Origin of the sequence: Kitasatospora sp. CM 4170 (assembly GCF_032110285.1) — a bacterium.
In the GTDB taxonomy this organism is placed as follows: Bacteria; Actinomycetota; Actinomycetes; order Streptomycetales; family Streptomycetaceae; genus Kitasatospora; species Kitasatospora aburaviensis.
The window spans coordinates 3,025,556-3,049,139 of the sequence record NZ_CP134877.1 but is presented as its reverse complement, the minus strand read 5'-3'; the positions used below and the strand labels follow the sequence as shown (position 1 = coordinate 3,049,139).

The window sequence follows — 23,584 nt, the reverse complement described above, 5'->3', positions numbered from 1 at the left end:
CTGTCGGCCCGCGGGTGGGCCGGCCGAAAGCCGGCCGGCCGACCCCCCGTCCCCAGGGGCCGGCCGACCGGCGGTTCCGGTGGCTGCGACGGCCGGCTCAGGTCCGCTTGCGGAACCGGGCCACCGCGAGCGGGGCGAAGACCAGGGTGACGCCGACCGACCAGCCCAGCACGATGAGCACCGGGTGGGCCAGCGCCCCTTCGCCGTTGAGCAGCGAGCGGCAGGCGTCGGCGAGCGCGGAGAGCGGGTTCACCTTGGTGAAGGACTGCAGCCAGCCCGGCATGGTGTCGGTCGGCGCGAAGATCGAGCTGCCGAACTGCAGCGGCATCAGGACGAGCATGGCGACCCCCTGGACGGCCTGGGCGCTGCGCAGCGCCATGCCGAGAAGCATCGAGATCCAGACGATCGACATGCCGAACACCAGCGAGAGCCCGATCGCGGCCAGGACCTCCAGCGGTCCGGTCTTCACCTCGAAGCCGAGGATCAGCGCGAAGCCGATCAGGATGGCGAAGGAGAGCAGCGCCCGGCAGGTCTCCGCGGCGATCTTGGAAAGCAGGACGGCGGCGCGGCCGATCGGCAGGGTGCGGAAGCGGTCCATCACCCCGGTCTGGAAGTCGCTGTTCAGACCGGTGCCGACGGCCATCGCCAGGGTGATGCCGGTCTGCCCGAGCAGGCCGGGGATCATGTACTGCTTGTAGGCGTCCTGGCCGCCGGAGATCGCGCCGCCGAAGACGTAGACGAACAGCACGGTGAAGATGATCGGCATCAGCACGGCGTCGAACATCGACTCCGGGTCCGCCTTGATCCGCATCAGGTTGCGGCGGGTCAGCGCGCCGATGTGGCGCAGGTGGCCGGCCAGGTCGATCCGGGAGTCCTCCACCCGGGTGGCGGCGGTGGCGGTGGTCATGCGACGGGCTCCTTGGCGAGGCTCGGGGCGGGCACCGCGGCGGCCGCGGACTTTCCGGTGATGGTGAGGAAGACCTCGTCCAGGCTGGGCACCTTGGTGTCGATCCCGGCGACGGCGAAGCCGCGGGTGCCGAGCACCCGGATCACCGCGGTGAGCTGCTCCTCGCCGGTGATGGGCACCGAGAGCAGCCCGGTGTCCGCCGAGAAGGTGGCCTCGGCGATGCCCGTCCCGTGCAGGCAGCGGGCCATCTCGGGCAGTTCGGCCCGGTGGACCGGGCGGATCTGCAGGGTCTGGCCGCCGACCTGGGCCTTGAGCTCGGCGACGCCGCCGGAGGCGATCACCCGGCCCTTGTCGATCACGGTCAGCTCGTCGGCGAGCTGCTCGGCCTCCTCCATGTACTGGGTGGTGAGCAGCACGGTGCAGCCGTCGGCGACCATCCGCTGCACCTCGTCCCAGACCTCGTTGCGGGTGCGCGGGTCCAGGCCGGTGGTGGGCTCGTCCAGGTAGAGGACCCGGGGGCGGCCGATCATGCTGGCGGCCAGGTCGAGCCGGCGGCGCATGCCGCCGGAGTAGGTCTTGGCGACCCGCTTGGCGGCGTCGGTGAGCGAGAACCGCTCCAGCAGCTCGGCGGCGCGCTCCTTGGCGTCCTTGCGGGAGAGGTCGAGCAGCCGGCCGATCAGGTAGAGGTTCTCGTAGCCGGAGAGCATCTCGTCTACGGATGCGTACTGGCCGGTGAGGCCGATGGTGCGGCGCAGCTGCTTGGGCTGGCGCAGGACGTCGTAGCCGCCGACGTACGCGGTGCCGGCGTCCGGCTTGATCAGGGTGGAGAGGATGCGGACCAGGGTGGTCTTGCCGGCGCCGTTGGGGCCGAGCACGCCGAGCACGGTGCCCTCGCGGACGGTGAGGTCGACCCCGTCGAGGGCCTTGGTGGTGCCGTAGTGCTTGACGATGCCGCGGACCTCGACGGCGTTGCCGGCGGTGCGCCCCCGGTCGTTCGGGGCGGTGGCGATTGGTGTCATGCCCTCAGGTTGTCCGGCCCGGCTGTCAGCGGGCTGTCACCGCCGGGCGGGGGCGGGCGGGGCACCGGCGGCGCGCTGTCACCTCGCTGTCATCCCGCTGTCGGGGCCCGGAGACGGTGGGCCCTCGGCGCGGCCCCGGGCGAGGCCGGGCCCGGACACGACGGGGCCCCGCCCCCTGGGAGGGGAGCGGGGCCCGGTCCGGCGGTCCGGGGACCGTCAGTGGAAGGTGTGCTCGGGCGCCGGGAAGGCACCGGAGCGGACGTCCTCGGCGAACTCGCGGGCGGCCTCGCCGAGCACGGCCCGCAGGTTGGCGTACTGCTTGACGAACTTCGGCACCCGCCCCGCGGTCATGCCGGCGAAGTCGGTCCAGACCAGCACCTGGGCGTCGGTGCCCACGCCCGCGCCGATGCCGACGGTGGGGATGGCCAGCTGCTCGGTGACCTGGGCGGCCAGCTCGGCCGGCACGGCCTCCAGGACGACGGCGAAGGCGCCGGCCTGCTGGACCGCCTTGGCGTCGCGGAGCAGCTGGTGCGCCGCCTCGTCGCCGCGGCCCTGGACCGGGTAGCCGCCGAGGGCGTGCACGGACTGCGGGGTGAGCCCGATGTGCGCCATCACCGGGACGCCGGCCTCGACCAGCAGCTCGATCGACCGGGCGCTGCGCTCGCCGCCTTCCAGCTTGACCGCGCCGACCCCGGCCTCCTTCATCAGCCGGGCGGCGTTGTGCATGGCCTGCGCGGGGGACTCCTGGTAGGAGCCGAACGGCAGGTCGGCCACGATCATGGCCCGCTTGGTGCCTCGGACGACGGCGGCGGAGAGCATCACCATCTGATCCATGGTCACCGGGACGGTGGTCTCGTAGCCGAGGTGGCAGTTGCCGGCCGAGTCGCCGACCAGCAGCACGGGCGTGCCGGCCTCGTCGAAGACGCCCGCGGTGAGGGCGTCGTAGGCGGTGAGCATCGACCACTTCTCGCCGCGCTGCTTGGCGGCGGCGAGGTCGCGGACGGTGACGCGGCGGCTGGTGACCCCGCCGTAGAGCGTGGCGGTCGACGCCTGGTTCTGGGCAGGCGAGGGCGAAGAAGCGTTCATCGAACAGGCTCCTGAAGGGTTGTCGTCTCGTGGCGCCGTGTGGCGTCCCCGGATCACCTCCATGCTTGCACGCCCCGGCACGGGCGCAAAGAGGGGTGCCGCCGTGCCGGTGCGATCTGCGGCACACCGGGCGGCTCGGAGGTCGGCACACCGGGCGGCTCGGTGGTCGGCGCGCGGGTCGGCGCGGGGGTCGGCGCGCCCGACCGCGCGCCCGACCGCCGCTCGCCGGGGACGGCCCGTTCTTTGCTTACGTTTTACGAAACGGATTCGTCTCGTATCGAAAATGGCGCTAGGCTCCCTCCGGGGGTTACGAGACGCCATCGGCTCGGAAATACCCGCCAGTGTCACGCCACCACGGACGGGGAGACCGCCATGACCACTGCAGCCGCACCACCACGGGTGCCGGAAGCCATCCACCGCCGGCGCTGGGCGATCCTGGGCACGCTGGTGCTCGCCCTGCTCGTCGTCGTCCTGGACAACTCGATCCTCAACGTCGCGATGAAGACCATCGCGTCCCCGGCGCCCACCGGCATCGGCGCCAGCCAGAGCGACCTGGAATGGTCGATCAACTCCTACACCCTGGTCTTCGCGGGCCTGCTGTTCACGGCCGGCCTGCTCGGCGACCGGTTCGGCCGCAAGCGCGCCCTGCTGGCCGGCATGGCGGTGTTCGGGGTCGCCTCGCTGCTCTCCTCGCTGGCCGCCTCGCCCGGTGAACTCATCGGCTACCGGGCGCTGATGGGCGTCGGCGGCGCGCTGGCGATGCCGGCCACGCTGGCCATCATCATGAACGTCTTCGAGCGGGCCGAGCAGCCCAAGGCGATCGGCATCTGGGCCGGCGCGGTCGGCCTGGCCATCGCCATCGGCCCGATCACCGGCGGCGTGCTGATCGAGCACTTCTGGTGGGGTTCGGTCTTCCTGATCAACGTTCCGATCGTGATCGTCGCGCTGGTCGCGATGGTGCTGCTGGTGCCCGAGTCGAAGGACCCGAACCCGGGCCGGCTCGACCCGATCGGCGTGCTGCTCTCGATCATCGGCCTGGTCGCCCTGATCTTCGGCATCATCAAGGGCGGCGAGCTCGCCGACTTCACCTCCCCCGAGGCCTGGGTGCCGATGCTGGTCGGCGCCGCGGCGCTGGCCGCCTTCGTCTGGTTCGAGCGCCGCACCGCGCACCCGGCACTGGACGTCACCTGGTTCCGCAACCGGGTCTTCAGCGCCTCGGTGGCCGTCGTCGGCGTGGTCTTCTTCGCCCTGATGGGCGTCTCGTTCTTCGGCGTCTTCTACACCCAGAGCGTGCGCGGCTACAGCGCCCTCCAGGCCGGTGTGCTGATGCTGCCGCTGGCCGTCGCCCAGCTGCTGTTCGCCCCGCGGGCCCGGCTGGTGGTGGACCGCTTCGGCGTCCGGGCCACCTGCGCCGGCGGCATGGCGCTGATCGCGGTCGGCTTCCTCGGCTACCTGACGCTGGACACCGACACCCCGATCTGGGTGCTCGTGGTGCTCGGCCTGCTGATGGGTACCGGTATGGCGCACGTCATGCCGCCGGTCACGGTCGCCATCATGGGCTCGCTGCCGCGCGAGAAGGCCGGCGCCGGCTCCGCCATCAACAACACCTTCCGCCAGGTCGGCGGCTCGCTCGGGGTCGCCGTGCTCGGCGCGGTGCTCTCCACCGTCTACCGCGACGGCATCGCCGACAAGCTGGACGCGCTGCCGACCGAGGCACTGCGGGAGAAGGCCGGCGAGTCCCTGGAGGCCACCCTGGCCGTCGCCGGGCGGCTCGGCCCGCAGGGCGCCGGGCTGGTCGGCCCGGCCAACGACTCCTTCATCAGCGCGATGCACGTGGTGGCCGGGCTCTCCGCCGGCATCACGATGGTCGGCGCGCTGCTGGCCTGGTTCCTGCTCCCGGGCCGGGTGCCGGCCGCCGGACCGGGCGGCCCGGGCGCCGCGCCCGGCACGGCGCAGGACGGGCAGGCCGGACCCGTGCCGGCGGCCGACCTCGCCGAGAAGTCCCGTCCGGCGGCCCCGGCGCGCGCCTGACCAGCGGCTGCGCTGAGCGACAATGGGCCCTGCCCGTCCGGATCCCTCCGTGCGGGCAGGGCCGCGGTCGTACCGGTACTTCCCGGAGCCGGGGCCGCGGACGACAATCGGGAGGTTCGGGAGTGGGAGACGGCGCCGCGCGCACGCGAGCGGCCGGGCAGACGGGAGCGGCGATGACCACCGACACCACGGCCACGTCGGACTGCGCCGCCCCGCGCCGGGGCCGCCCCCGCAGCGAGGCCGCGGAGCAGGCCATCTTCGCCGCGGTCGAGGAGCTGATGGCCGGCGGCACCAGCCTGCCCGAGCTGACCATCGAGGGCATCGCCGCCGCGGCCGGCGTCGGCAAGGCCACCATCTACCGGCGCTGGCCCAACAAGGAGGCGCTGCTGGTGGACATGGTCAGCCGCCTGGAGGAGCCGCTCCCCTCCGCCACCGGATCGGTCCGCGGCGACCTGGTCGCCATGATCGAGTACATGCGGCTGCGCGGCCTGGCCAAGCGCTCCCGCTGGGTGCTCAAGGCCGCGCTCGGCCAGATGCACAGCTCGCCCGAGCTGCACGCCGCCTACCGCGAGCGGGTGATCAAGCCGCGCCGGCAGGCCGCCCGCGAGCTCGTCCGCCGCGGCATCGAGGAGGGGGAGCTCCGCTCCGACCTCGACGAGGACCTCGTCGGCGACCTGCTCGTCGGCCCGATCCTCGCCCGCAGCGTCCTCTGGGACGACTCCGACCTGGAGGACCCGGCGCTGGCCGTCAAGATGGTCGACGCCCTGCTCCAGGGCCTGGGCGGCCCGGCCGCCCGGGGCTGAGCCGCCGCCGCCTCCCGCCTCCCGCCGTGCGCCCCCGGCGCACCCGCCGTGGCGTGGCTCACCAAAGCGGGCCACGCCGGAACCCGCTCCACCGGACCGGCGTCTGTCCCGGCATAGGCTGAGCCGGGAATCCGATCAAACCGGCACCGGTCCGGCGCCCCGCCCGCCCCGTCGGCGGCGCAGCGGGCCGGACCGGCAGACGGCACGAACGACGGGAGCCACGGCATGGCGCAGGCGGACAGGGCGGACCGGGCGACGGCACCGGAGGCGGGGGGCAGCGGCCCGGCCGACGGTGGCTCCGGCTCCCGTCCTGACGGCCCGGGCGCCGACGGCGGCTCCGGCCCGCGTCCGGGCGGCCCGCGTCCCGGTCCCGACGGCCCGCGTCCGGACGGCCTGCATCCCGGTCCCGATGGCCCGCGTCCCGGTCCGGACGGCCTGCATCCCGGTCCCGATGGCCCGCGTCCCGGTCCGGACGGCCTGCATCCCGGTCCCGATGGCCCGCGTCCCGGTCCCGACGGCCCGGCCGCCGGTGGCGGGTTCCTGGGCCTGCGCCACTGGGGCCGGGACGGCCGGGGCAGCACCACCTGGCGGCGCGGCCTGGCGGTCGCCGCCCTCGCCCTGCTCACCGCGGCCCTGCTGGGCCTGCACGCCGACGTGCCCAACACCGTCGGCAACCTCGGCAGCCTGCTGGAGACCTTCCTGCCCTGGCTCGGCCTGGCCGTCCCGGTGCTGCTGGTGCCCGCGCTGCTGCGCCGCTCGGCGACCGCGCTGATCGCCCTGCTGCTGCCGACCCTGATCTGGTTCAACATGTTCGGCGGCCTGCTCAGCGACAAGAGCGGCGGCACCGGCGACTTCACGGTGGTCAGCCACAATGTGGCCGCGGCCAACACCGACGCCCAGGGGACGGTGAAGCTGCTCAAGGACTCCGGCGCGCAGATCGTCGCCCTGCAGGAGCTGGCCGGCAGGCCGCTGCGCGGGTACGAGACCGGGCTGGCCGACGCCTACCCGTACCACGCCGTCGAGGGCACCGTCGGCCTCTGGTCCAAGTACCCGATCAGCGGGGTCTCGGTGGTGGACATCAAGATGGGCTGGACCAGGGCGTTCCGGGCCCAGGTCGCCACCCCGCAGGGCCCGGTCGCGGTGTACGTGGCGCACCTGCCGTCGGTCCGGCTGAGGGCCGAGGGCGGCTTCACCGTCAGCCAGCGCGACGCCAGCGCCCAGGCGCTGGGCGACGCGATCGAGGCCGAGCAGCTGAAGAAGGTCCTGCTGCTCGGCGACCTCAACGGCACCATGAACGACCGCAGCCTGGCGCCGATCACCTCGCAGATGCGCTCGGCCCAGGGCGCGGCCGGCGACGGCTTCGGCTTCAGCTGGCCGGCGTCCTTCCCGATGGCCCGGATCGACCAGATCATGAGCAAGGGCGGTCTGAAGCCCACCGACTCCCGCACCCTGGGCCGGGACGGCAGCGACCACCTCGCGGTGGCCGCCACCTACCGGTACTGACCCGGCCGCGGGCTCAGCCCCGGCGCCACCGGTTGGTGATCGGGAGGCGGCGGTCCCGGCCGAAGCCCTTGACCGAGATCTTCGGGCCCGGCGGGTACTGCCGCCGCTTGTACTCGGCGGTGTCGACCAGGCGGACGACGCGGTCCACCACCGCCGGGTCGAAGCCGGCGGCCACGATCGCGTCCCGGCCCTGGTCGCCCTCGACGTAGAGGTCGAGCACGGTGTCCAGCAGGTCGTAGTCGGGCAGCGAGTCGGTGTCCTTCTGGTCCGGCCGCAGCTCGGCGGACGGCGGCTTGGTGATGGTGTTTTCCGGGATCGGAGGCACCTCGCCGCGCCGCTCGGCCTCCTCGTTGCGCCAGTTGGCCAGCCGGAAGATCAGCGACTTGTAGACGTCCTTGATCGGGCCGAACGCGCCGACCGAGTCGCCGTACAGCGTGGAGTAGCCGACCGCCAGCTCGCTCTTGTTGCCGGGCGCGAGCACGATGTGCCCCTCCTGGTTGGAGATCGCCATCAGCAGCGTGCCGCGCAGTCGGGACTGCAGGTTCTCCTCCGCCAGGCCGGTCAGCTCGGTGGCCGCCATGTAGGCGTCGAACATCGGGGCGATCGGCACCGTCCGGAAGTTCAGCCCGGTGCGGCGGGCCAGCTCGGCGGCGTCGTCCCGGGAGTGCTGCGAGGAGTACCGGCTCGGCATCGAGACGCAGTACACGTTCTCCGCGCCGATCGCGTCCACCGCGATGGCCGCCACCAGGGCCGAGTCGATGCCGCCGGAGAGGCCGATCAGCACCGAGCGGAAGCCGTTCTTGCGCACGTACGCCTGGGTGCCGGAGACCAGCGCGGCCCAGATCTCGGCCTCGTCGGAGACCCGCGGGGCCACCTCGGCGCGCAGCGGCCCGGCCGGGGCCGGCCGGGCCTCGCCGTCCAGCTCGGTGCGGACCAGGTGCAGGCCGTCGCTGAGCAGCAGCCCGTCGGTGTGGTCGCTGCTGGCGGCCGGCAGGTCCAGGTCGAGGACGAGCAGGTGCTCCTCGAACTGCGGGGAGCGGCCCAGTACCTCGCCGTCCGGGGCGACGACGATCGAGTCGCCGTCGAAGACCAGCTCGTCCTGGGCGCCGACCATGTTGACGTACGCCAGCGGGCAGCCCGCCTCGGCGGAGCGGCGGCGGACCAGCTCCAGCCGGACGTCGTCCTTGTTCCGCTCGTACGGGGAGCCGTTGATCACCAGCAGCAGGCCGGCCTCGGCCTCGCGGGCGGCGGTGACCCGGCCGCCGTCCTGCCAGATGTCCTCGCAGATCGCGAGCGCGACGTCCACGCCGTGCAGCCGCAGCACCGGCAACTGGTCGCCGGGGACGAACCAGCGGTACTCGTCGAACACGCCGTAGTTGGGCAGGTGGTGCTTGGCGAACCGGGTGACCACCTCGCCCCGGTGGAGTACGGCGGCGCAGTTCTGGGGCGAGCCGGCCGGGCGGCCGAACCGCGGCGAGGCCTGGTCGGAGCGGCCGAGGTAGCCGACCACGACCGGCAGCTCGCCCAGCCCCTCCGCGGCCAGCCGGGCGGCGAGCTCGACCAGCGCGGACCGGGACGCCTCGACGAACGAACGGCGCAGGGCGAGGTCCTCGACCGGGTACCCGGTGAGGGCCATCTCGGGGAAGGCGACCAGCTGGGCGCCGGCCTCGGCGGCCCGCTTGGTCCAGTGCACCACCTCATCGCTGTTGCGTGCGATGTCGCCGACCCAGGGGTCGGTCTGGCTCAGGGCGAGACGGAGATTGGGCATGGCCCCGAGTGTAATCGTCTATCTGACGCAATGTCCCGGGTGGGGGGTCACCACTGCCCCGCGGGGCGGGGATCCGCCATGATGGGGAACAGTCGCTCCCAGGTGGTTTCCGGGCGTAACACGAACGTAAAGAGCAGAGGTGAGACTGTCCCCATGGGCAAGCAGCAGGAGTTCGTGCTCCGGACGCTCGAAGAGCGTGACATCCGTTTCGTCCGGCTGTGGTTCACCGACGTGCTCGGGTTCCTGAAGTCCGTGGCGGTGGCGCCGGCGGAGCTGGAGCAGGCCTTCGAGGAGGGCATCGGCTTCGACGGCTCGGCGATCGAGGGCTTCGCCCGGGTCTACGAGTCCGACATGATCGCCAAGCCGGATCCGACCACCTTCCAGATCCTGCCCTGGCGCTCGGAGACGCCGGGCACGGCCCGGATGTTCTGCGACATCCTGATGCCGGACGGCTCGCCGTCCTTCGCCGACCCGCGCTTCGTGCTCAAGCGCACCCTGGAGAAGGCCTCCGAGCAGGGCTTCACCTTCTACACCCACCCCGAGATCGAGTTCTTCCTGCTGAAGAACCTGCCCGGCGACGGCACCCCGCCGATCCCCGCCGACCAGTCCGGCTACTTCGACCACACCCCGCGCGGTGTGGGCCACGACTTCCGCCGCCAGGCGATCACCATGCTGGAGTCGATGGGCATCTCGGTGGAGTTCTCCCACCACGAGGGCGCCCCCGGGCAGCAGGAGATCGACCTGCGCTACGCCGACGCGCTCTCCACCGCCGACAACATCATGACCTTCCGCCTGGTCATGAAGGAGGTCGCGCTGGAGCAGGGCGTGCACGCCAGCTTCATGCCGAAGCCGTTCTCGGACCACCCCGGCTCCGGCATGCACACCCACCTCTCGCTCTTCGAGGGCGACCGCAACGCCTTCCACGAGTCCGGCGCCGAGTACCAGCTCTCCAAGGTCGGCCGCTCGTTCATCGCCGGCCTGCTGCGGCACGCCGCCGAGACGGCCGCCGTCACCAACCAGTGGGTCAACTCGTACAAGCGGATCTGGGGCGGCTCCCAGCGCACCGCCGGCGCCGGCGGTGAGGCCCCGTCGTACATCTGCTGGGGCCACAACAACCGCTCCGCGCTGATCCGGGTGCCGATGTACAAGCCCGGCAAGCAGGGCTCCACCCGGATCGAGGTCCGCTCGCTCGACACCGGCTGCAACCCCTACCTGGCCTACGCCGTCACCCTGGCGGCCGGCCTCAAGGGCATCGAGGAGGGCTACGAGCTCCCGCCCGGCGCCGACGACGACGTCTGGGCGCTGACCGACGCCGAGCGCCGCGCCCTCGGCATCCAGCCGATGCCGCAGAACCTCGGCGAGGCGATCGACCTGATGCAGCGCAGCGAGCTCGTCGCCGAGACGCTCGGCGAGCACGTGTTCGACTTCTTCCTGCGCAACAAGCGCCAGGAGTGGGAGGAGTACCGCTCCGAGGTCACCCCGTTCGAGCTGCGGAAGAACCTCCAGGTGCTCTGACGCTCCCTCAACTGCCGGGTGGGCCTGCTCCGTTCGGAGTGGGCCCACTTTGCTGTCGCGGGCTCGGGAGGGCCGGGGTCGGCGACCGCGGCGAGTGGGGCGGGCTGCTCGGCGGCGTCCTCCGCGCACGCTAATTCGTTAGGCCTTTGCGGTTACACCCCAGCGGTGCGAACCGTGAACGGGTGACGGAGGGGCGTATTCAGAAGATCCGTTTTGCGGATCATCCTGGAGCGTCATGCGTACTCGAATCACCACCCTGGTCCTGTCCGGACTGGCCTCGGCCGCCCTCGTGTGGGGCGCCGACGGCACGGCCTACGCCTCACCCCTCGTCGACCACGGCGCAGCCACGGAATCCGTGGAGGCCCAGGGGGAATGGGTCGACAGCCTCCTGAGCCTGGCCGAGGAGGACACCGGCTCCACCGTCGGCACCTGGACCTTCAACGGTCGCAGCACCATTTACTCCACGCCGGTGGTCCGCCCGGCCCACCGGGCCGACACCGGCACCGCGGCCGACGACGCCCGGGCCGACGGCCCGGCGTGGGAGGTCGAGGGCTACGCCGTCGAGCAGGACGACCTGGCCCGGCTGGGCGAGGACGGCGTCGTACGCAGTCAGTCGACGGCTTCGTCGCCGGAGCTGGTGACCCCCGAGGGCCGGCCGACCGGCGGCGGGGGCGAGCACGGCGAGCACTGTGCCACGGACGGGCAGGGCCACAACGGCGGTCACGGGCCGTCCGACTGCGACTGCCAGCCCGGGGACCACGGCGACCACGGGGACCACGGTGGTCACGAGGGCCACGGCGGTCACGAGGAGCACGGGGACCACGGCGGCCACGAGGGGCATGGCGGCCACGAGGAGCACGGGGACCACGGCGGTCACGAGGGTCACGGTGGTCACGAGGGCCACGGCGACCAGGGGCAGGGCCAGGAGCAGGGCCAGGGGCAGAGCAACGAGCAGAACCAGGCTCAGGGCCAGAACCAGGGCCAGGAGCAGGGCCAGAGCCAGAGCGGTAAGCAGAACCAGGGCCAGGACCAGCACGTCCACGTGACCGTCGTCGTGAAGAACGACGTCGTCAACAAGCTCGACAACAGCGCGAACAACATCGCCGCCAGCAGCTCGAACAACTCCGCGAAGAACGCGGCGCACCAGTCGGCCTCGCAGGACAACAAGCTGTCCAGCAAGCAGAGCCAGAAGAACCAGCAGGCCTCGCACAACGTGAACAAGACGAGCTTCGTCGCGCAGGGCGGGAAGCCGGGCAAGGCGGTTCACCAGGGCGGCGGCGAGCACGGCGGAAAGCCCGCGCACCACGCTTCGGGCAAGGACCACCAGGCCAAGCCGCACGGCAAGGACACGGAGCACAAGGGCGGGCACCACCACGGGGAGCTCGCCGAGACGGGTTCCCAGGGGATGCCGATCATGATCGGCCTCTCGGCCGCGCTGCTCGCGGCGGGTGCGGCGGCGATGCGGCTCGGCCGGCGGCGTGCATGACCGGACCCGTCCCCCGGGGCGCCGGGTAAGCGGCGTACGGACCGCGCCGCGCGGTCGTCCGGCGAGGAGCCGTCCCGGCCGTTCAACGGCCGGGACGGCCGACGGGCCCGGGACGCACCGCGCACCCGCCCGGCGGCCGGCGGCCACGGCTCACCCCTGCGAGGCGCCCCGCTCCCGCAGCTCGGGAGGCGGCGTACGGGCGGCGTCCACCGGCTGCTCCCGGACCAGGCTGCCCCACACGGCCATCCGGTAGAGCGAGGTGTAGACCGGCGTGCAGGTCGTCAGGGTGATGTACCGGCCCGGCCCGGTGTAGGGGGAGCCGGTGGGCACCGGGGCGATGACGCCGGTGTCGTCCTTGGAGGTCTTCGGCAGCGTGGCGTCGACGCGGTACACGTACCAGCGGTCGCGGGTCTCCACGACCAGCGGGTCGCCGGGCTTCAGCACGTCCAGGTCGTGGAACTTCGCCCCGTGGCCGTCCCGGTGGGCGGCCAGGGCGAAATTCCCCTGGGACTCCCAGGGCATGGCGGCGGCGTACGGTTCCGTGTAGGCGCCGGCGACGCCCTCCGCGAGGGTCTTCTCGTCGGTGCCGGGCTTGATCAGCACCTGGTAGCCGGCGCCCATCGCGGGCACGTGCAGGAAACCGATGCCGTCGTCCTCCCCGAACGGGGCCGGGACGGCGGCCTCCGTGCTTCCGGTCGGTGGTGCGGCCGCCGGTGGTGCCGCCGGTGTCGCCGCCGACCAGCGCTGCCGCAGTTGCTCGGCGGCGAGATCCGCGTGCCGGGCGGCCGTGAGGTTCGTCCACCACAGGGAGTGGACGACCAGCAGGGCGAGCAGCACGCCCACGGTGAACAGCAGGTCGCCGAGCGCACCGACCGCGATCCGGCGCCGGCGCCGGCGTGGGGCTCGCTCCGCGGACGGGTGCGCGGTCGCCATGGGCTGTCCTTCGCTGAGCGTGGGGGAGAGGACGTCGGAGGCCGGCCCGGGGTGCGGAACGGCCCGCACGGCGCAGTGGCGGGCACACCCTCGCCCGGGACGTCCGGGCCGGTCATGGGCGTACTTCACCGCTCCCCGGACGGGCGGGCAAGCCGACACGCCACACCGGTGGCCGGGTGGGGTCCGGTCCGCGGTCATGCCCGGCGCTGCGCCGTGGGGGCGCGTAATCTGCTGAACGGAGGGATGGAGGGGCCATGGCGGTGGAGGAGCAGCGGGCCGGGAGCCGGGTGAGCCGGCCCGAGATCAGGCTGGTCCGGCGCGGGTTCACCGACCCGGCGCAGGCCGTCCGGCTGCTCGCCGGCCCCGGTCTGGAGGGCCTGGCCGACGACCCGGTCCTGCTGGACGCGCTCGGCGCCACCGCCGACCCGGACCTCGCCCTGCTCGGCCTGGCCCGTCTGCTGGAGGCCGCCGACGAGGCGGACCGGCACACCCTGCGCGACACCCTGACCACCTCCAAACCGCTGCGCGACCGGCTGCTCGGCGTACTCGGCGCCTCCACCGCGCTCGCCGACCACCTGGCCCGGCACCCGCACGACTGGCACGCCCTGGTCACCTTCGAGCTGCGCGACATGCACCCCGGCCCGGAGGACTTCCTGCGCGCCCTCCGACAGGCCGTCCGGGCGGACGGCACGGGCAGCCCGGCGGACGCCCTGCGGGTCGCCTACCGCCGCTGCCTGCTGGCCATCGCCGCCCGCGACCTCACCGGCACCACCGACCTGGCGCAGACCGCCGCCGAGCTCGCCGACCTGGCCGGCGCCACCCTGCAGACCGCCCTGGACCTCGCCGCCGAGCAGGACCCGGAGGCCGCCCGGTCCTGCCGGCTGGCCGTCATCGGCATGGGCAAGTGCGGCGGCCGCGAGCTCAACTACGTCTCCGACGTGGACGTCATCTTCGTCGCCGAGCCGCAGGAGGGTGCCGACGAGCACGAGGCGCTCAAGGCCGCCACCCGGCTCGCCGCCGCCCTCACCCGGCTCTGCGCCGACACCACCGGCGAGGGCACCATCTGGCCGGTCGACGCCAACCTGCGCCCGGAGGGCCGCAACGGCCCGCTGGTGCGCACCCTCGCCAGCCACACCGCGTACTACCAGCGCTGGGCCAAGACCTGGGAGTTCCAGGCCCTGCTCAAGGCCCGCCCGGTGGCCGGCGACGCCGAGCTGGGCGCCGCCTACCTCGCCGCGCTGGAGCCGATGGTCTGGCAGGCCGCGGCCCGGGAGAACTTCGTCGCCGACGTGCAGCAGATGCGCCGCCGGGTGATCGACTCCATCCCGGCCACCGAGCTGGACCGGCAGCTCAAGCTGGGCCCGGGCGGGCTGCGCGACGTCGAGTTCTCCGTCCAACTGCTCCAGCTGGTGCACGGGCGCACCGACCCGGCGCTGCGCAGCGGCAACACCCTGGAGGCGCTGGCCGCGCTCTCCCGGGGCGGGTACGTCGGCCGGGCCGACGCCGCCTCGCTGGACGCCGCCTACCGCTTCCTGCGCTCGATGGAGCACCGGATCCAGCTGCACCGGCTGCGCCGCACCCACCTGATGCCCACGGGGGAGGAGGACCAGCGCCGGCTGGCCCGTTCGCTCGCCCCGCTGATCAACGACGACACCCGGGCCGACCCGGTGGCCGCGTTGCAGCGGGAGTGGAGGCGGCACGCCGTGGAGGTCCGCCGGCTGCACGAGAAGCTGTTCTACCGGCCGCTGCTGGACGCCGTCGCCGAACTGCCGACCGGCGCGGCCGGCCTCACCCCGGACGCCGCGCGGGCCCGGCTGGAGGCGCTCGGCTACGCCGACCCGGCCGCCGCGCTGCGCCACCTCACCGCGCTCGCCTCCGGCGTCAGCCGCAAGGCCGCCATCCAGCGGACGCTGCTGCCGGTGCTGCTCGGCTGGTTCGCCGACTCGGCCGACCCGGACGCCGGGCTGCTCAACTTCCGCCAGGTCTCCGACGCGCTCGGCCGCACCCCCTGGTACCTGCGACTGCTGCGGGACGAGAGCGGCGCCGCCGAGCAACTGGCTCGGGTGCTCTCGGCCGGCCGGCTCGCCCCCGACCTGCTGCTGCGGGCGCCCGAGGCGGTGGCCATGCTGGGTGACCCGCAGGGCCTGGTGCCGCGCGGGCGGGCCGCGCTGGAGCAGGAGATCCTGGCCGCCGTCGGCCGGGCCGACTCCACCGGTGCGGGAGTCGCCGCGGCCCGTTCGGTGCGCCGGCGCGAGCTGTTCCGCACCGCGGCCGCCGATGTGCTCGGCCGGCTCGGCGACGACCCCGCCGAGGCCCTGGACGCCGCTGGGGAGGCGCTCACCGCGCTGAACGCCGCAACCCTCCAGGGGGCACTGCGGGCCTGCATCGCCGGCTGGGAGGCCGAGCACGGCGGCCTGCCGACCCGGATCGCGGTGATCGCGATGGGCCGGTTCGGCGGCCGCGAGCTCGGCTACGGCTCGGACGCGGACGTCCTCTTCGTCCACGAGCCGCTGCTCGGCTCGCTGGAGCAGGACGCCGCCCGGGCCGCCCAGGCGGTCTGCCACGAGCTGCGCACGCTGCTGGCCGCGCCGTCCACCGAGCCGCCGCTGCTGGTCGACGCCGACCTGCGGCCGGAGGGGCGCAACGGTCCGCTGGTGCGCACCCTCGCCTCGTACACCGCGTACTACCGGCGCTGGTCGCACGCCTGGGAGAGCCAGGCGCTGCTGCGGGCCGAGCCGGTGGCCGGGGACGAGGACCTCGGCGCGCGGTTCCGGCAGCTGATCGACCCGCTGCGGTACCCGGGGGTCGGAGTGCCGGAGCGGGACCTGATGGAGATCCGCCGGATCAAGGCCCGGATCGAGGCCGAGCGGCTGCCGCGGGGGGCCGACCCGACCACCCACACCAAGATCGGCCGGGGCGGGCTGGCGGACGTCGAGTGGACCGTCCAGCTGCTCCAGCTCCAGCACGGGCACGAGCTGCCGGGCCTGCGCACCACCCGGACCAGGGCCGCGCTGGCGGCCGCCGTCGAGGCCGGGCTGGTGGACGGGGAGGACGCGGCGGTGCTGGACACCGCCTGGGTGCTGGCCTCGCGGGTGCGGTCCGCGGTGATGCTGGTGCGCGGCCGGCCGGGGGACAGCTTCCCCGCGGACGCCCGCGAGCTGGCCGGGGTGGCGCGCTACCTCGGCTACGGCGCCGGGCACAGCGGCGAGCTGGTGGACGACTACCGGCGGGCCACCCGGCGGGCCCGGGCGGTGGTGGAGCGGCTGTTCTACGGCTGAGCCGCCCCCGGCGCCCGGGCGTACGGCGCCCGGGCGTACGGCGCCCGCCGGGCACCTCCGGCCGCGAGGACGCGAAGAGGGCCCGGTGAGTGGTCACCGGGCCCTCTTCGGGCGTATTCGGGTGATGCCGTACGGCGGTCAGCGGCGGGCGGTGCTCACGGCCGGCTCGCTCCACTGCTCCGGCACGGTGATCGGCTCCTCCGGCAGCTCCCGGGCCGGCACCCTGGGCAGTTTGTAGACCGAGGAGTGGTAGAGCCAGCGGGCGGCGAGGAAGCCCACCAGGAGGCAGACCAGGCCGCCGACCGCGTCCATCCAGAAGTGGTTCGCGGTGGAGACGATGACCACCAGGGTGGCCGCCGGGTAGAGCAGGCCGAGCACCCGGACCCACGTCCGGCGGGCCAGGAAGAAGAGGGTCAGGCCGCACCACATCGACCAGCCGATGTGCATCGAGGGCATCGCCGCGAACTGGTTGGAGACGTGCGTGGCCGGGCCGGAGGCCATCGAGCCCCAGGTGCCGTGCGTCTTCACGGTGTCGATGAAGCCGCCGTCGGTCATCAGCCGGGGCGGGGCCAGCGGGAAGAAGTAGAAGCCGACCAGGGCGATGCCGGTGGTGACGAACAACACCGTGCGGACCCCGACGTAGCGGCCCGGGTGGCGCCGGTAGAGCCAGACCAGGACGCCGATGGTGACGACGAAGTGCAGCGTCGCGTAGTAGTAGTTCATCCCGGTGATGAGCCACCCGATGCCGTCCATCGCGTGGTTCACCGAGCGCTCGAACGCGACGCCCAGGCTGTGCTCGAAGTCCCAGATCCAGGAGGCGTGCTTCTGGGCTATCGCCTCCTGCTCGGGCACCGCGTTGCGGACGAGGGAGTAGAGCCAGTAGCTGACCCCGATCAGCGCCAGCTCGAACCAGATCCGCGGTCGGGCCGGCGAGCGGCGCTGGTCGCGGACGCGGTTGCGCAGGGCGGCCGAGCGGGACTGGGCGACCCGGGTGGCTCCGTCGGGCATCCGGCCGGGCCCGGCCGGGGCCGCCGCGGGAGTGCCGGGTGCCGCGTCGGGCTGTTCGGCGCCGGGCTGCTGGATGTCGGTCGGTTCCCCCATGGACGAGAAGTCTGCCAGACGTCCCGTAGCCGTCTGCTCATCCTGTGGAAGTGGATTCTTCACCGGCTGTCCCCCTTGAGGGCTAGGGGGTCTCTCCCACCGGGGTAGGGGGTGCGGACGGGTCTGGTGCGAACCGGTGGGACGGGCATAGCTCCCATTGTCACGCCGCACCGATCGGCCGGCGCAATCGGGGGTCGGGAACCGGTACGAGGAGCGTATTTTCCCTGCGCGAAACCGTTTCTGCATCTTGCTGAAACAGATTGCAGCCCGCTAGCGTCCTCGCAACTCGATCACCCCTTTCCCCCGCAAGGGAGCCCTCCGTGGCCGATGTCACGCCCCGCCGCCGGCGGAGCACCACCCGTAGACCCGGCCGGACGGCGGTGCTGCTGGCCGCCTCGCTGATGGCCGCCACCCTCGGCACCGCCCCGGCCGCGTTCGCCGCCGCCCCGCCCGCACCCCCGTCGGACGCCGCGCTGGCCGCCACCGCCGGGCGGCACGACCTCACCCGCGAGCAGTTCTACTTCGTCCTGCCGGACCGCTTCGCCAACGGCGACCGGGGCAACGACACCGGCGGCATCACCGGCAGCCGGCTGGAGCACGGCCTCGACCCCGCGGACAAGGGCTTCTACCACGGCGGCGACCTCGCCGGCCTGATCCAGCGGCTCGACTACATCCAGAACCTCGGTACCACCGCGATCTGGATGGCCCCGATCTTCAAGAACAAGCCGGTCCAGGGCACGGGGTCGGACGTATCCGCCGGGTACCACGGCTACTGGATCACCGACTTCACCCAGGTCGACCCGCACTTCGGCACCAACGAGCAGCTCAAGGAGCTGATAGCGAAGGCGCACGCGCGCGGGATCAAGGTCTTCTTCGACGTCATCACCAACCACACCGCCGACGTCATCGACTACCAGCAGAAGCAGTACGGCTACCGGAGCACCGGCGCGTACCCGGTGCTGGACGCCGACGGCCGGCCGGTGGACGAGACCGCGCTGGCCGACGCACGGGCCGCCTGGCCGAAGCTGACCAAGGACTCGTTCCCGTACAGCCCGGTCTTCCGCAACCCGGCCGACGCCACCGCCAAGACCCCGGCCTGGCTCAACGACCCCGCGCTCTACCACAACCGGGGCGACTCGACCTTCGCCGGCGAGTCCGCCACCGAGGGCGACTTCTCCGGCCTGGACGACCTCGACACCCAGAACCCGCGGGTGGTGCAGGGCTTCGAGAAGGTCTACCAGCAGTGGGTCAAGGACGCCGGCGTGGACGGCTTCCGGATCGACACCGTCAAGCACGTCAACATGGCCTTCTGGCAGCAGTGGGCGCCGGCGCTCAAGGACTTCGCCGCCAAGCAGGGCAACAAGCGGTTCTTCATGTTCGGCGAGGTCTACTCCGGCGACCCGGCGATCACCTCGCCGTACGTCACCAAGGGCAGGCTGCAGGCCACGCTGGACTTCCCGTTCCAGAACGCCGCCCGCTCCTACGTCTCGCAGGGCGGTTCGGCGAAGACCCTCGCCGACGTGTACGGCCAGGACTACCGCTACACCACCGCCGACACCGACGCGTACGAGCTGCCGACCTTCCTCGGCAACCACGACATGGGCCGCTTCGGCTCGTTCCTGCTGAGCGACAACCCCGGCGCCGACGACGCCACCCTGCTGAAGAAGGACCGGCTCGGCACCGAGCTGCAGTTCCTCACCCGCGGCCAGCCCGTCGTCTACTACGGCGACGAGCAGGGCTTCACCGGCGCGGGCGGCGACAAGGACGCCCGGCAGGACCTCTTCGCCTCGCAGACCCCCTCGTACAACACCGACCGGGTGCTCGGCGGCACCGCCGGCTCCGCCGACCGCTACGGGGAGGGCGGCGCGCTCTACCAGGGCATCGCCGGGCTGGCCCGGCTCCGCCGCGACCACCCGGCACTCGCCGACGGCGCCCAGATCGAGCGGTACGCCGCCGACGGCGCGGGCGTGTACGCCTTCTCCCGGATCGACGCCGGCCAGCAGGTCGAGTACCTGGTCGCGGTGAACAACGCGACCGAGGCGAAGACCGTCACCCTGGACACCTTCGCCGCCGGGCAGGGCTTCGACCGGATCTACCCGGCCGCGGGCGAGAGGCTGACCGGCGGCGCGGACCGCAAGGTCACCGTGACCGTGCCCGCGCTCTCGTCGGTGGTCTTCAAGGCCGCCGGCCGGCTCGCCCCGGTCGCGGCCGCGCCGGGGCTGGCGCTCCGGCCGCCGGCCGACGGCAGCAGCGGCACCGTCACGGTCGGCGCCGACGTCGACGGGGGCGGTTTCAACCGGGTCACCTTCGCCGCCCAGGTCGGCACCGGGCCGTGGCAGACCCTCGGCACCGCCGACAACGGCTCCTACCGGGTCACCCAGGACCTCGGCGCCGTCGCGCCCGGCACCGTCGTCCGCTACAAGGCCGTGGTCCAGGACTCCAGCGGCCACCTGCGCTCGGCCACCGCGAGCTTCACCACCGGTGCCCCCGCGCCCAAGCCGGCGCCCAGCGCCGCCGCCCGCCCCTACGCCGTCGTGCACTACCAGCGCCGGAACGGCGACTACGACGGCTGGAACCTCTACGCCTGGGGCGACCTCGCCGACGGCGAGGGGACCCAGTGGCCGGCCGGGCACGGCTTCACCGGCCGCGACGCGTACGGCGCCTTCGCCTACGTGAAGCTCAAGCCCGGTGCCTCGGACGTCGGCTTCATCGTGGAGAAGGGCGGCGCGAAGGACGTGGACGCCGACCGCCACGTCGACGTCGGCGCGACCGGCGAGATCTGGCTCAAGGAGGGCGACCCGACCGTCCGGACCACCAACCCCGGACCGGTCGACACCCCGCCCGCCGGCACCGCCGTCATCCACTACAACCGCCCCGACGGCGACTACGACGGCTGGGGCCTGCACGACTGGACCGGCGCCGCCCACCCCACCGACTGGGGCAGCCCGCTGATGCCGGTGCGCCGCGACGCCTTCGGCGCCGTCTTCGAGGTGCCGCTCGCGCCCGGTGCGACCAGCCTCAGCTACATCCTCCACCGGGGCAACGACAAGGACCTGCCGAACGACCAGTCGCTGGACCTCGCCGGCACCGGCCGCGAGGTCTGGATCCTCGGCGGCCGGGAGGGCTACCTGCTGCCGCAGACCGCGGCGGCCTCCTCCCAGGTGGACCTCGGCTCGGCCAAGGCGCAGTGGATCGACGCCCGCACGGTGGTCGTCCCGGCCGGCTACGGCGCCGGCGACGCCGCCCTGGCCGGCGGCACCAGCGCCCAGCTCGTCTACGACCCCGAGGGCGGCATCACGGCCGACAAGGGCGTGCTGAGCAAGGCCGGGCAGTGGATCCGGCTCACCCCCGTCCAGGGCGGGCTGACCGACGCGCAGAAGGCGAAGTTCCCGCACCTGGCGGGCTACCGCGCCTTCACCGTGGACCAGCGGGACGCCGGGCGCGTCGCGCAGGCGCTCCGCGGCCAGCTGCTCTTCACCGAGCACCTGCCGAGCGGGGCCGCGCTGGCCGCCACCGGGGTGCAGATCCCCGGCGTCCTGGACGACCTGTACGCGCGCCGCACCGGCCGGGTGGACTTCGGTCCGGCCTACTACAACGGCAAGGTGGCGCTCTCGGTCTGGGCGCCGACCGCGCAGGAGGTCTCCGTCCAGCTCTTCGACGGGCCGGACGGCGGCACCCCGAAGACCGTGCCGATGAAGCTGGACGACGAGACCGGCGTCTGGGAGCTCGTCCGGGACAAGGCCGAGCTGGACGGCAAGTACTACCTGTACCAGGTGAAGGTCTGGGCCCCGTCGGTGCAGCGCACGGTGGTCAACACGGTGACCGACCCGTACTCGGTGGCGCTCTCCGCCGACTCGCGGCGGAGCCTGGTCGCCGACCTCGCCGCCCCGGGGCTGAAGCCGCAGGGCTGGGACGACCACGCCGTCCCGAAGGCCGTCCCGCCCGCCCGCGAGCAGATCCAGGAGCTGCACGTCCGCGACTTCTCGGTCGAGGACGCCACCGTGCCGGCCGCCGAGCGCGGCACCTACCTGGCGTTCACCGAGTCGCAGTCCGCCGGCATGAAGCACCTGCGCGAGCTGGCCGCGGCCGGGGTGACCACCGTCCACCTGCTGCCGACCTTCGACATCGCCACCATCCGGGAGAACCGGGCCGAGCAGAAGCTGCCCGCCTGCGACCTCAAGGCGCTGGCGGCGGACAGCGAGAAGCAGCAGGAGTGCGTGGCCGCCGTCGCCGCCCAGGACGCCTACAACTGGGGTTACGACCCGCTCCACTACAACGTGCCGGAGGGCTCGTACGCCACCGACCCGACGGGCACGGCCCGGACGGTGCAGTTCCGGCAGATGGTGCAGGCGATCCACGCGGCCGGGCTGCGGGTGGTGCTGGACGTGGTCTACAACCACACCGCCGCGAGCGGCCAGGCCGAGCACTCGGTGCTGGACAAGGTCGTCCCCGGCTACTACCAGCGGCTGGACGCCAACGGCAAGGTGACGACGGACAGCTGCTGCTCGGACACCGCGCCGGAGCACGCCATGATGAACCGCCTGGTGGTGGACTCGGTGACCACCTGGGCGCGCGAGTACCGGGTGGACGGCTTCCGCTTCGACCTGATGGGGCTGGACCCGAAGTCCACCATGCTGGACGTGCAGGCCGCGCTGCGGCGGATGACGCCGGACTCGGACGGCGTGGACGGGAAGAACGTCCTCCTCTACGGCGAGGGCTGGAACTTCGGCGCCGTCGCGAACAACGCCCGGTTCGAGCAGGCCACCCAGCTCAACATGGCCGGCACCGGCATCGCCACCTTCGACGACCGGATCCGGGACGCGGCGCGCGGCGGCAACTTCATGCTCTCCTCCGCCCCGCAGCAGGGCTTCGCCTCGGGCCTGTTCACCGACCCCAACGGCTCGCCCGCCAACGGCGGCCCCGAGGAGCAGCGGGCCCGGCTGCTCAAGCAGATGGACCAGCTCAAGGTGGGGCTCACCGGCAACCTGGCCGGCTACACCTTCACCGACAGCTCCGGACGGACCGTCACCGGCGCCGGCGTCGACTACAACGGCGCCCCGACCGGCTACGCGGCCAAGCCCGGCGAGGCGGTCGAGTACGTGGACGCGCACGACAACACCGACCTGTTCGACGCACTGGCCTACAAGCTGCCGGCCGGCACCGAGCCCGCCGACCGGGCCCGGATGCAGGCCCTGGCGCTCTCGCTGACCGTACTCGGCCAGGGGACCGGCTTCGCCCAGGCCGGCAGCGACCTGCTGCGCTCCAAGTCGCTGGACTCCAACGCCTACGACTCCGGTGACTGGTTCAACGCCATCCACTGGCCCGACCCGGTGACGGGGCAGGTCGACGGCAACGGCTGGGGCCGCGGCGTGCCGATGGCGGCCGACAACCGGGAGATGTGGCCGGCCGCCAAGTCCCTGCTGGCCAACCCGAAGCTGACGGTCGGCGCCGCCGACATCCGGGCGGCGAGCCTGCAGTACCAGGACTTCCTGCGGATCAAGCGGTCCTCGCCGCTGTTCTCGCTGCCCACCCTGGCCGAGGTGCAGCAGCGGCTCTCCTACCCGCTCTCCGGCACGGCCGGTGAGACGCCGGGGGTGATCACGCTCCACCTGGACGGCACCGGGCTGGCGGGCGCGGAGAAGGGCGTCACGGTGGTGTTCAACGCCACGCCCGGCGCGCAGAGCCAGACCGTGGCCGGTCTGAAGGGCACGGCGCAGGCGCTCCACCCGGTCCAGGCCGGCGGCGCCGACCCGGTGGTCAAGCAGGCCGGATTCGACCCGTCCAGCGGCACTTTCTCGGTGCCCGGCCGCACGGTGGCGGTGTTCGTCCAGCGCTGACGGAGCGCCCGGACCCGGGCCCCGCACCGCCTTTCGGGGCGGTGCGGGGCCCGCGCCGCTTTCCGGACCGGGCTGGGCGCCGGGTGGCCGAAAACCGTTGCTGGCACGGCCGGAACGGTGACGTGCCGTCGCCGCCCGGCGCTTCCGGCCCGGGCGCGGCGCGGACGGCCGATCCGAGTACTGGTCAGTGCCCGCCCGGGGTGGCCGAACCTTTCGGCGAAAATGAAAACGGTCGTCACGAGGTCTCGCGCCTGTAACACAGTCAAGGGGCCCACCGGTATACGGTTTCGATCGCTAATCGGCCATTCCGTGGCATG

At 73.2% G+C, this 23,584-nt stretch carries 13 protein-coding genes; 7 read left to right on the top strand and 6 right to left on the bottom strand.

Going from position 1 to position 23,584, the window contains the following annotated elements; translation table 11 throughout:
* Positions 1-97: 97 nt before the first annotated feature.
* The 3 genes from RMN57_RS12385 to panB all read right to left on the bottom strand — a co-directional run bounded on the left by RMN57_RS12385 (position 98) and on the right by panB (position 3,012).
* Entirely contained in the window at positions 98-907 is an 810-nt protein-coding gene (locus RMN57_RS12385; protein WP_313763451.1) for an ABC transporter permease, read from the bottom strand.
* Entirely contained in the window at positions 904-1,926 is a 1,023-nt protein-coding gene (locus tag RMN57_RS12380; RefSeq protein WP_313763450.1) for an ATP-binding cassette domain-containing protein, read from the bottom strand. The genes RMN57_RS12385 and RMN57_RS12380 overlap by 4 nt, the downstream gene beginning before the upstream one ends.
* Positions 1,927-2,142: 216 nt before the next feature.
* On the bottom strand, positions 2,143-3,012 hold the full coding sequence (gene panB, locus RMN57_RS12375) for a 3-methyl-2-oxobutanoate hydroxymethyltransferase (protein WP_313763449.1): 870 nt from the start codon (positions 3,010-3,012) through the stop codon (positions 2,143-2,145).
* A 372-nt stretch (positions 3,013-3,384) separates the two neighbouring features.
* Between panB and RMN57_RS12370 the strand changes: the two genes are divergently transcribed.
* The 3 genes from RMN57_RS12370 to RMN57_RS12360 all read left to right on the top strand — a co-directional run bounded on the left by RMN57_RS12370 (position 3,385) and on the right by RMN57_RS12360 (position 7,349).
* Complete coding sequence (locus RMN57_RS12370) at positions 3,385-5,043, top strand: DHA2 family efflux MFS transporter permease subunit (protein ID WP_313763448.1); 1,659 nt, start codon at positions 3,385-3,387, stop codon at positions 5,041-5,043.
* Positions 5,044-5,216: 173 nt separating this feature from the next.
* Positions 5,217-5,846 (top strand): TetR/AcrR family transcriptional regulator, encoded by a 630-nt coding sequence (locus RMN57_RS12365; RefSeq protein ID WP_313763447.1) that lies wholly within the window; start codon positions 5,217-5,219, stop codon positions 5,844-5,846.
* 546 nt (positions 5,847-6,392) lie between these two features.
* On the top strand, positions 6,393-7,349 hold the full coding sequence (locus RMN57_RS12360) for an endonuclease/exonuclease/phosphatase family protein (protein ID WP_380236088.1): 957 nt from the start codon (positions 6,393-6,395) through the stop codon (positions 7,347-7,349).
* Between the two features lie 13 nt (positions 7,350-7,362).
* Here the strand turns inward: RMN57_RS12360 and RMN57_RS12355 are convergent, their stop codons facing one another.
* Positions 7,363-9,117, bottom strand: coding sequence for an NAD+ synthase (locus RMN57_RS12355; protein ID WP_313763445.1), 1,755 nt, complete (start codon positions 9,115-9,117; stop codon positions 7,363-7,365).
* Positions 9,118-9,270: 153 nt separating this feature from the next.
* On the opposite strand from RMN57_RS12355, the gene RMN57_RS12350 reads away from it, so the two are divergent.
* A complete protein-coding gene (locus RMN57_RS12350; protein ID WP_313763444.1) occupies positions 9,271-10,632 on the top strand; it encodes a glutamine synthetase family protein in 1,362 nt (453 codons plus the stop codon).
* 235 nt (positions 10,633-10,867) lie between these two features.
* Complete coding sequence (locus RMN57_RS12345; protein WP_313763443.1) at positions 10,868-12,118, top strand: hypothetical protein; 1,251 nt, start codon at positions 10,868-10,870, stop codon at positions 12,116-12,118.
* A gap of 150 nt (positions 12,119-12,268) precedes the next feature.
* Here RMN57_RS12345 and RMN57_RS12340 read toward each other — a convergent pair whose 3' ends face one another.
* Positions 12,269-13,051, bottom strand: a complete 783-nt coding sequence (locus tag RMN57_RS12340) for a class E sortase (RefSeq protein WP_313763442.1) — start codon at positions 13,049-13,051, stop codon at positions 12,269-12,271.
* A 254-nt stretch (positions 13,052-13,305) separates the two neighbouring features.
* Between RMN57_RS12340 and RMN57_RS12335 the strand changes: the two genes are divergently transcribed.
* Positions 13,306-16,329, top strand: coding sequence for a bifunctional [glutamine synthetase] adenylyltransferase/[glutamine synthetase]-adenylyl-L-tyrosine phosphorylase (locus tag RMN57_RS12335; protein ID WP_313763441.1), 3,024 nt, complete (start codon positions 13,306-13,308; stop codon positions 16,327-16,329).
* A 138-nt stretch (positions 16,330-16,467) separates the two neighbouring features.
* Here the strand turns inward: RMN57_RS12335 and RMN57_RS12330 are convergent, their stop codons facing one another.
* A complete protein-coding gene (locus tag RMN57_RS12330) occupies positions 16,468-17,430 on the bottom strand; it encodes a phosphatase PAP2 family protein (protein ID WP_313763440.1) in 963 nt (320 codons plus the stop codon).
* Positions 17,431-17,750: 320 nt separating this feature from the next.
* On the opposite strand from RMN57_RS12330, the gene pulA reads away from it, so the two are divergent.
* Positions 17,751-23,267: a pullulanase-type alpha-1,6-glucosidase gene (gene pulA / locus RMN57_RS12325; protein WP_380236083.1), complete on the top strand. Its 5,517-nt coding sequence runs from the start codon at positions 17,751-17,753 to the stop codon at positions 23,265-23,267.
* The last annotated feature ends 317 nt before the right edge of the window (positions 23,268-23,584 follow it).

Coding starts and splice junctions, on each gene's coding strand:
- RMN57_RS12385 (WP_313763451.1), bottom strand. CDS start 907: ATGACCACCGCCACCGCCGCCACCCGGGTGGAGGACTCCCGGATCGAC.
- RMN57_RS12380 (WP_313763450.1), bottom strand. CDS start 1,926: ATGACACCAATCGCCACCGCCCCGAACGACCGGGGGCGCACCGCCGGC.
- panB (WP_313763449.1), bottom strand. CDS start 3,012: ATGAACGCTTCTTCGCCCTCGCCTGCCCAGAACCAGGCGTCGACCGCC.
- RMN57_RS12370 (WP_313763448.1), top strand. CDS start 3,385: ATGACCACTGCAGCCGCACCACCACGGGTGCCGGAAGCCATCCACCGC.
- RMN57_RS12365 (WP_313763447.1), top strand. CDS start 5,217: ATGACCACCGACACCACGGCCACGTCGGACTGCGCCGCCCCGCGCCGG.
- RMN57_RS12355 (WP_313763445.1), bottom strand. CDS start 9,117: ATGCCCAATCTCCGTCTCGCCCTGAGCCAGACCGACCCCTGGGTCGGC.
- RMN57_RS12350 (WP_313763444.1), top strand. CDS start 9,271: ATGGGCAAGCAGCAGGAGTTCGTGCTCCGGACGCTCGAAGAGCGTGAC.
- RMN57_RS12345 (WP_313763443.1), top strand. CDS start 10,868: ATGCGTACTCGAATCACCACCCTGGTCCTGTCCGGACTGGCCTCGGCC.
- RMN57_RS12340 (WP_313763442.1), bottom strand. CDS start 13,051: ATGGCGACCGCGCACCCGTCCGCGGAGCGAGCCCCACGCCGGCGCCGG.
- RMN57_RS12335 (WP_313763441.1), top strand. CDS start 13,306: ATGGCGGTGGAGGAGCAGCGGGCCGGGAGCCGGGTGAGCCGGCCCGAG.
- RMN57_RS12330 (WP_313763440.1), bottom strand. CDS start 17,430: ATGGGGGAACCGACCGACATCCAGCAGCCCGGCGCCGAACAGCCCGAC.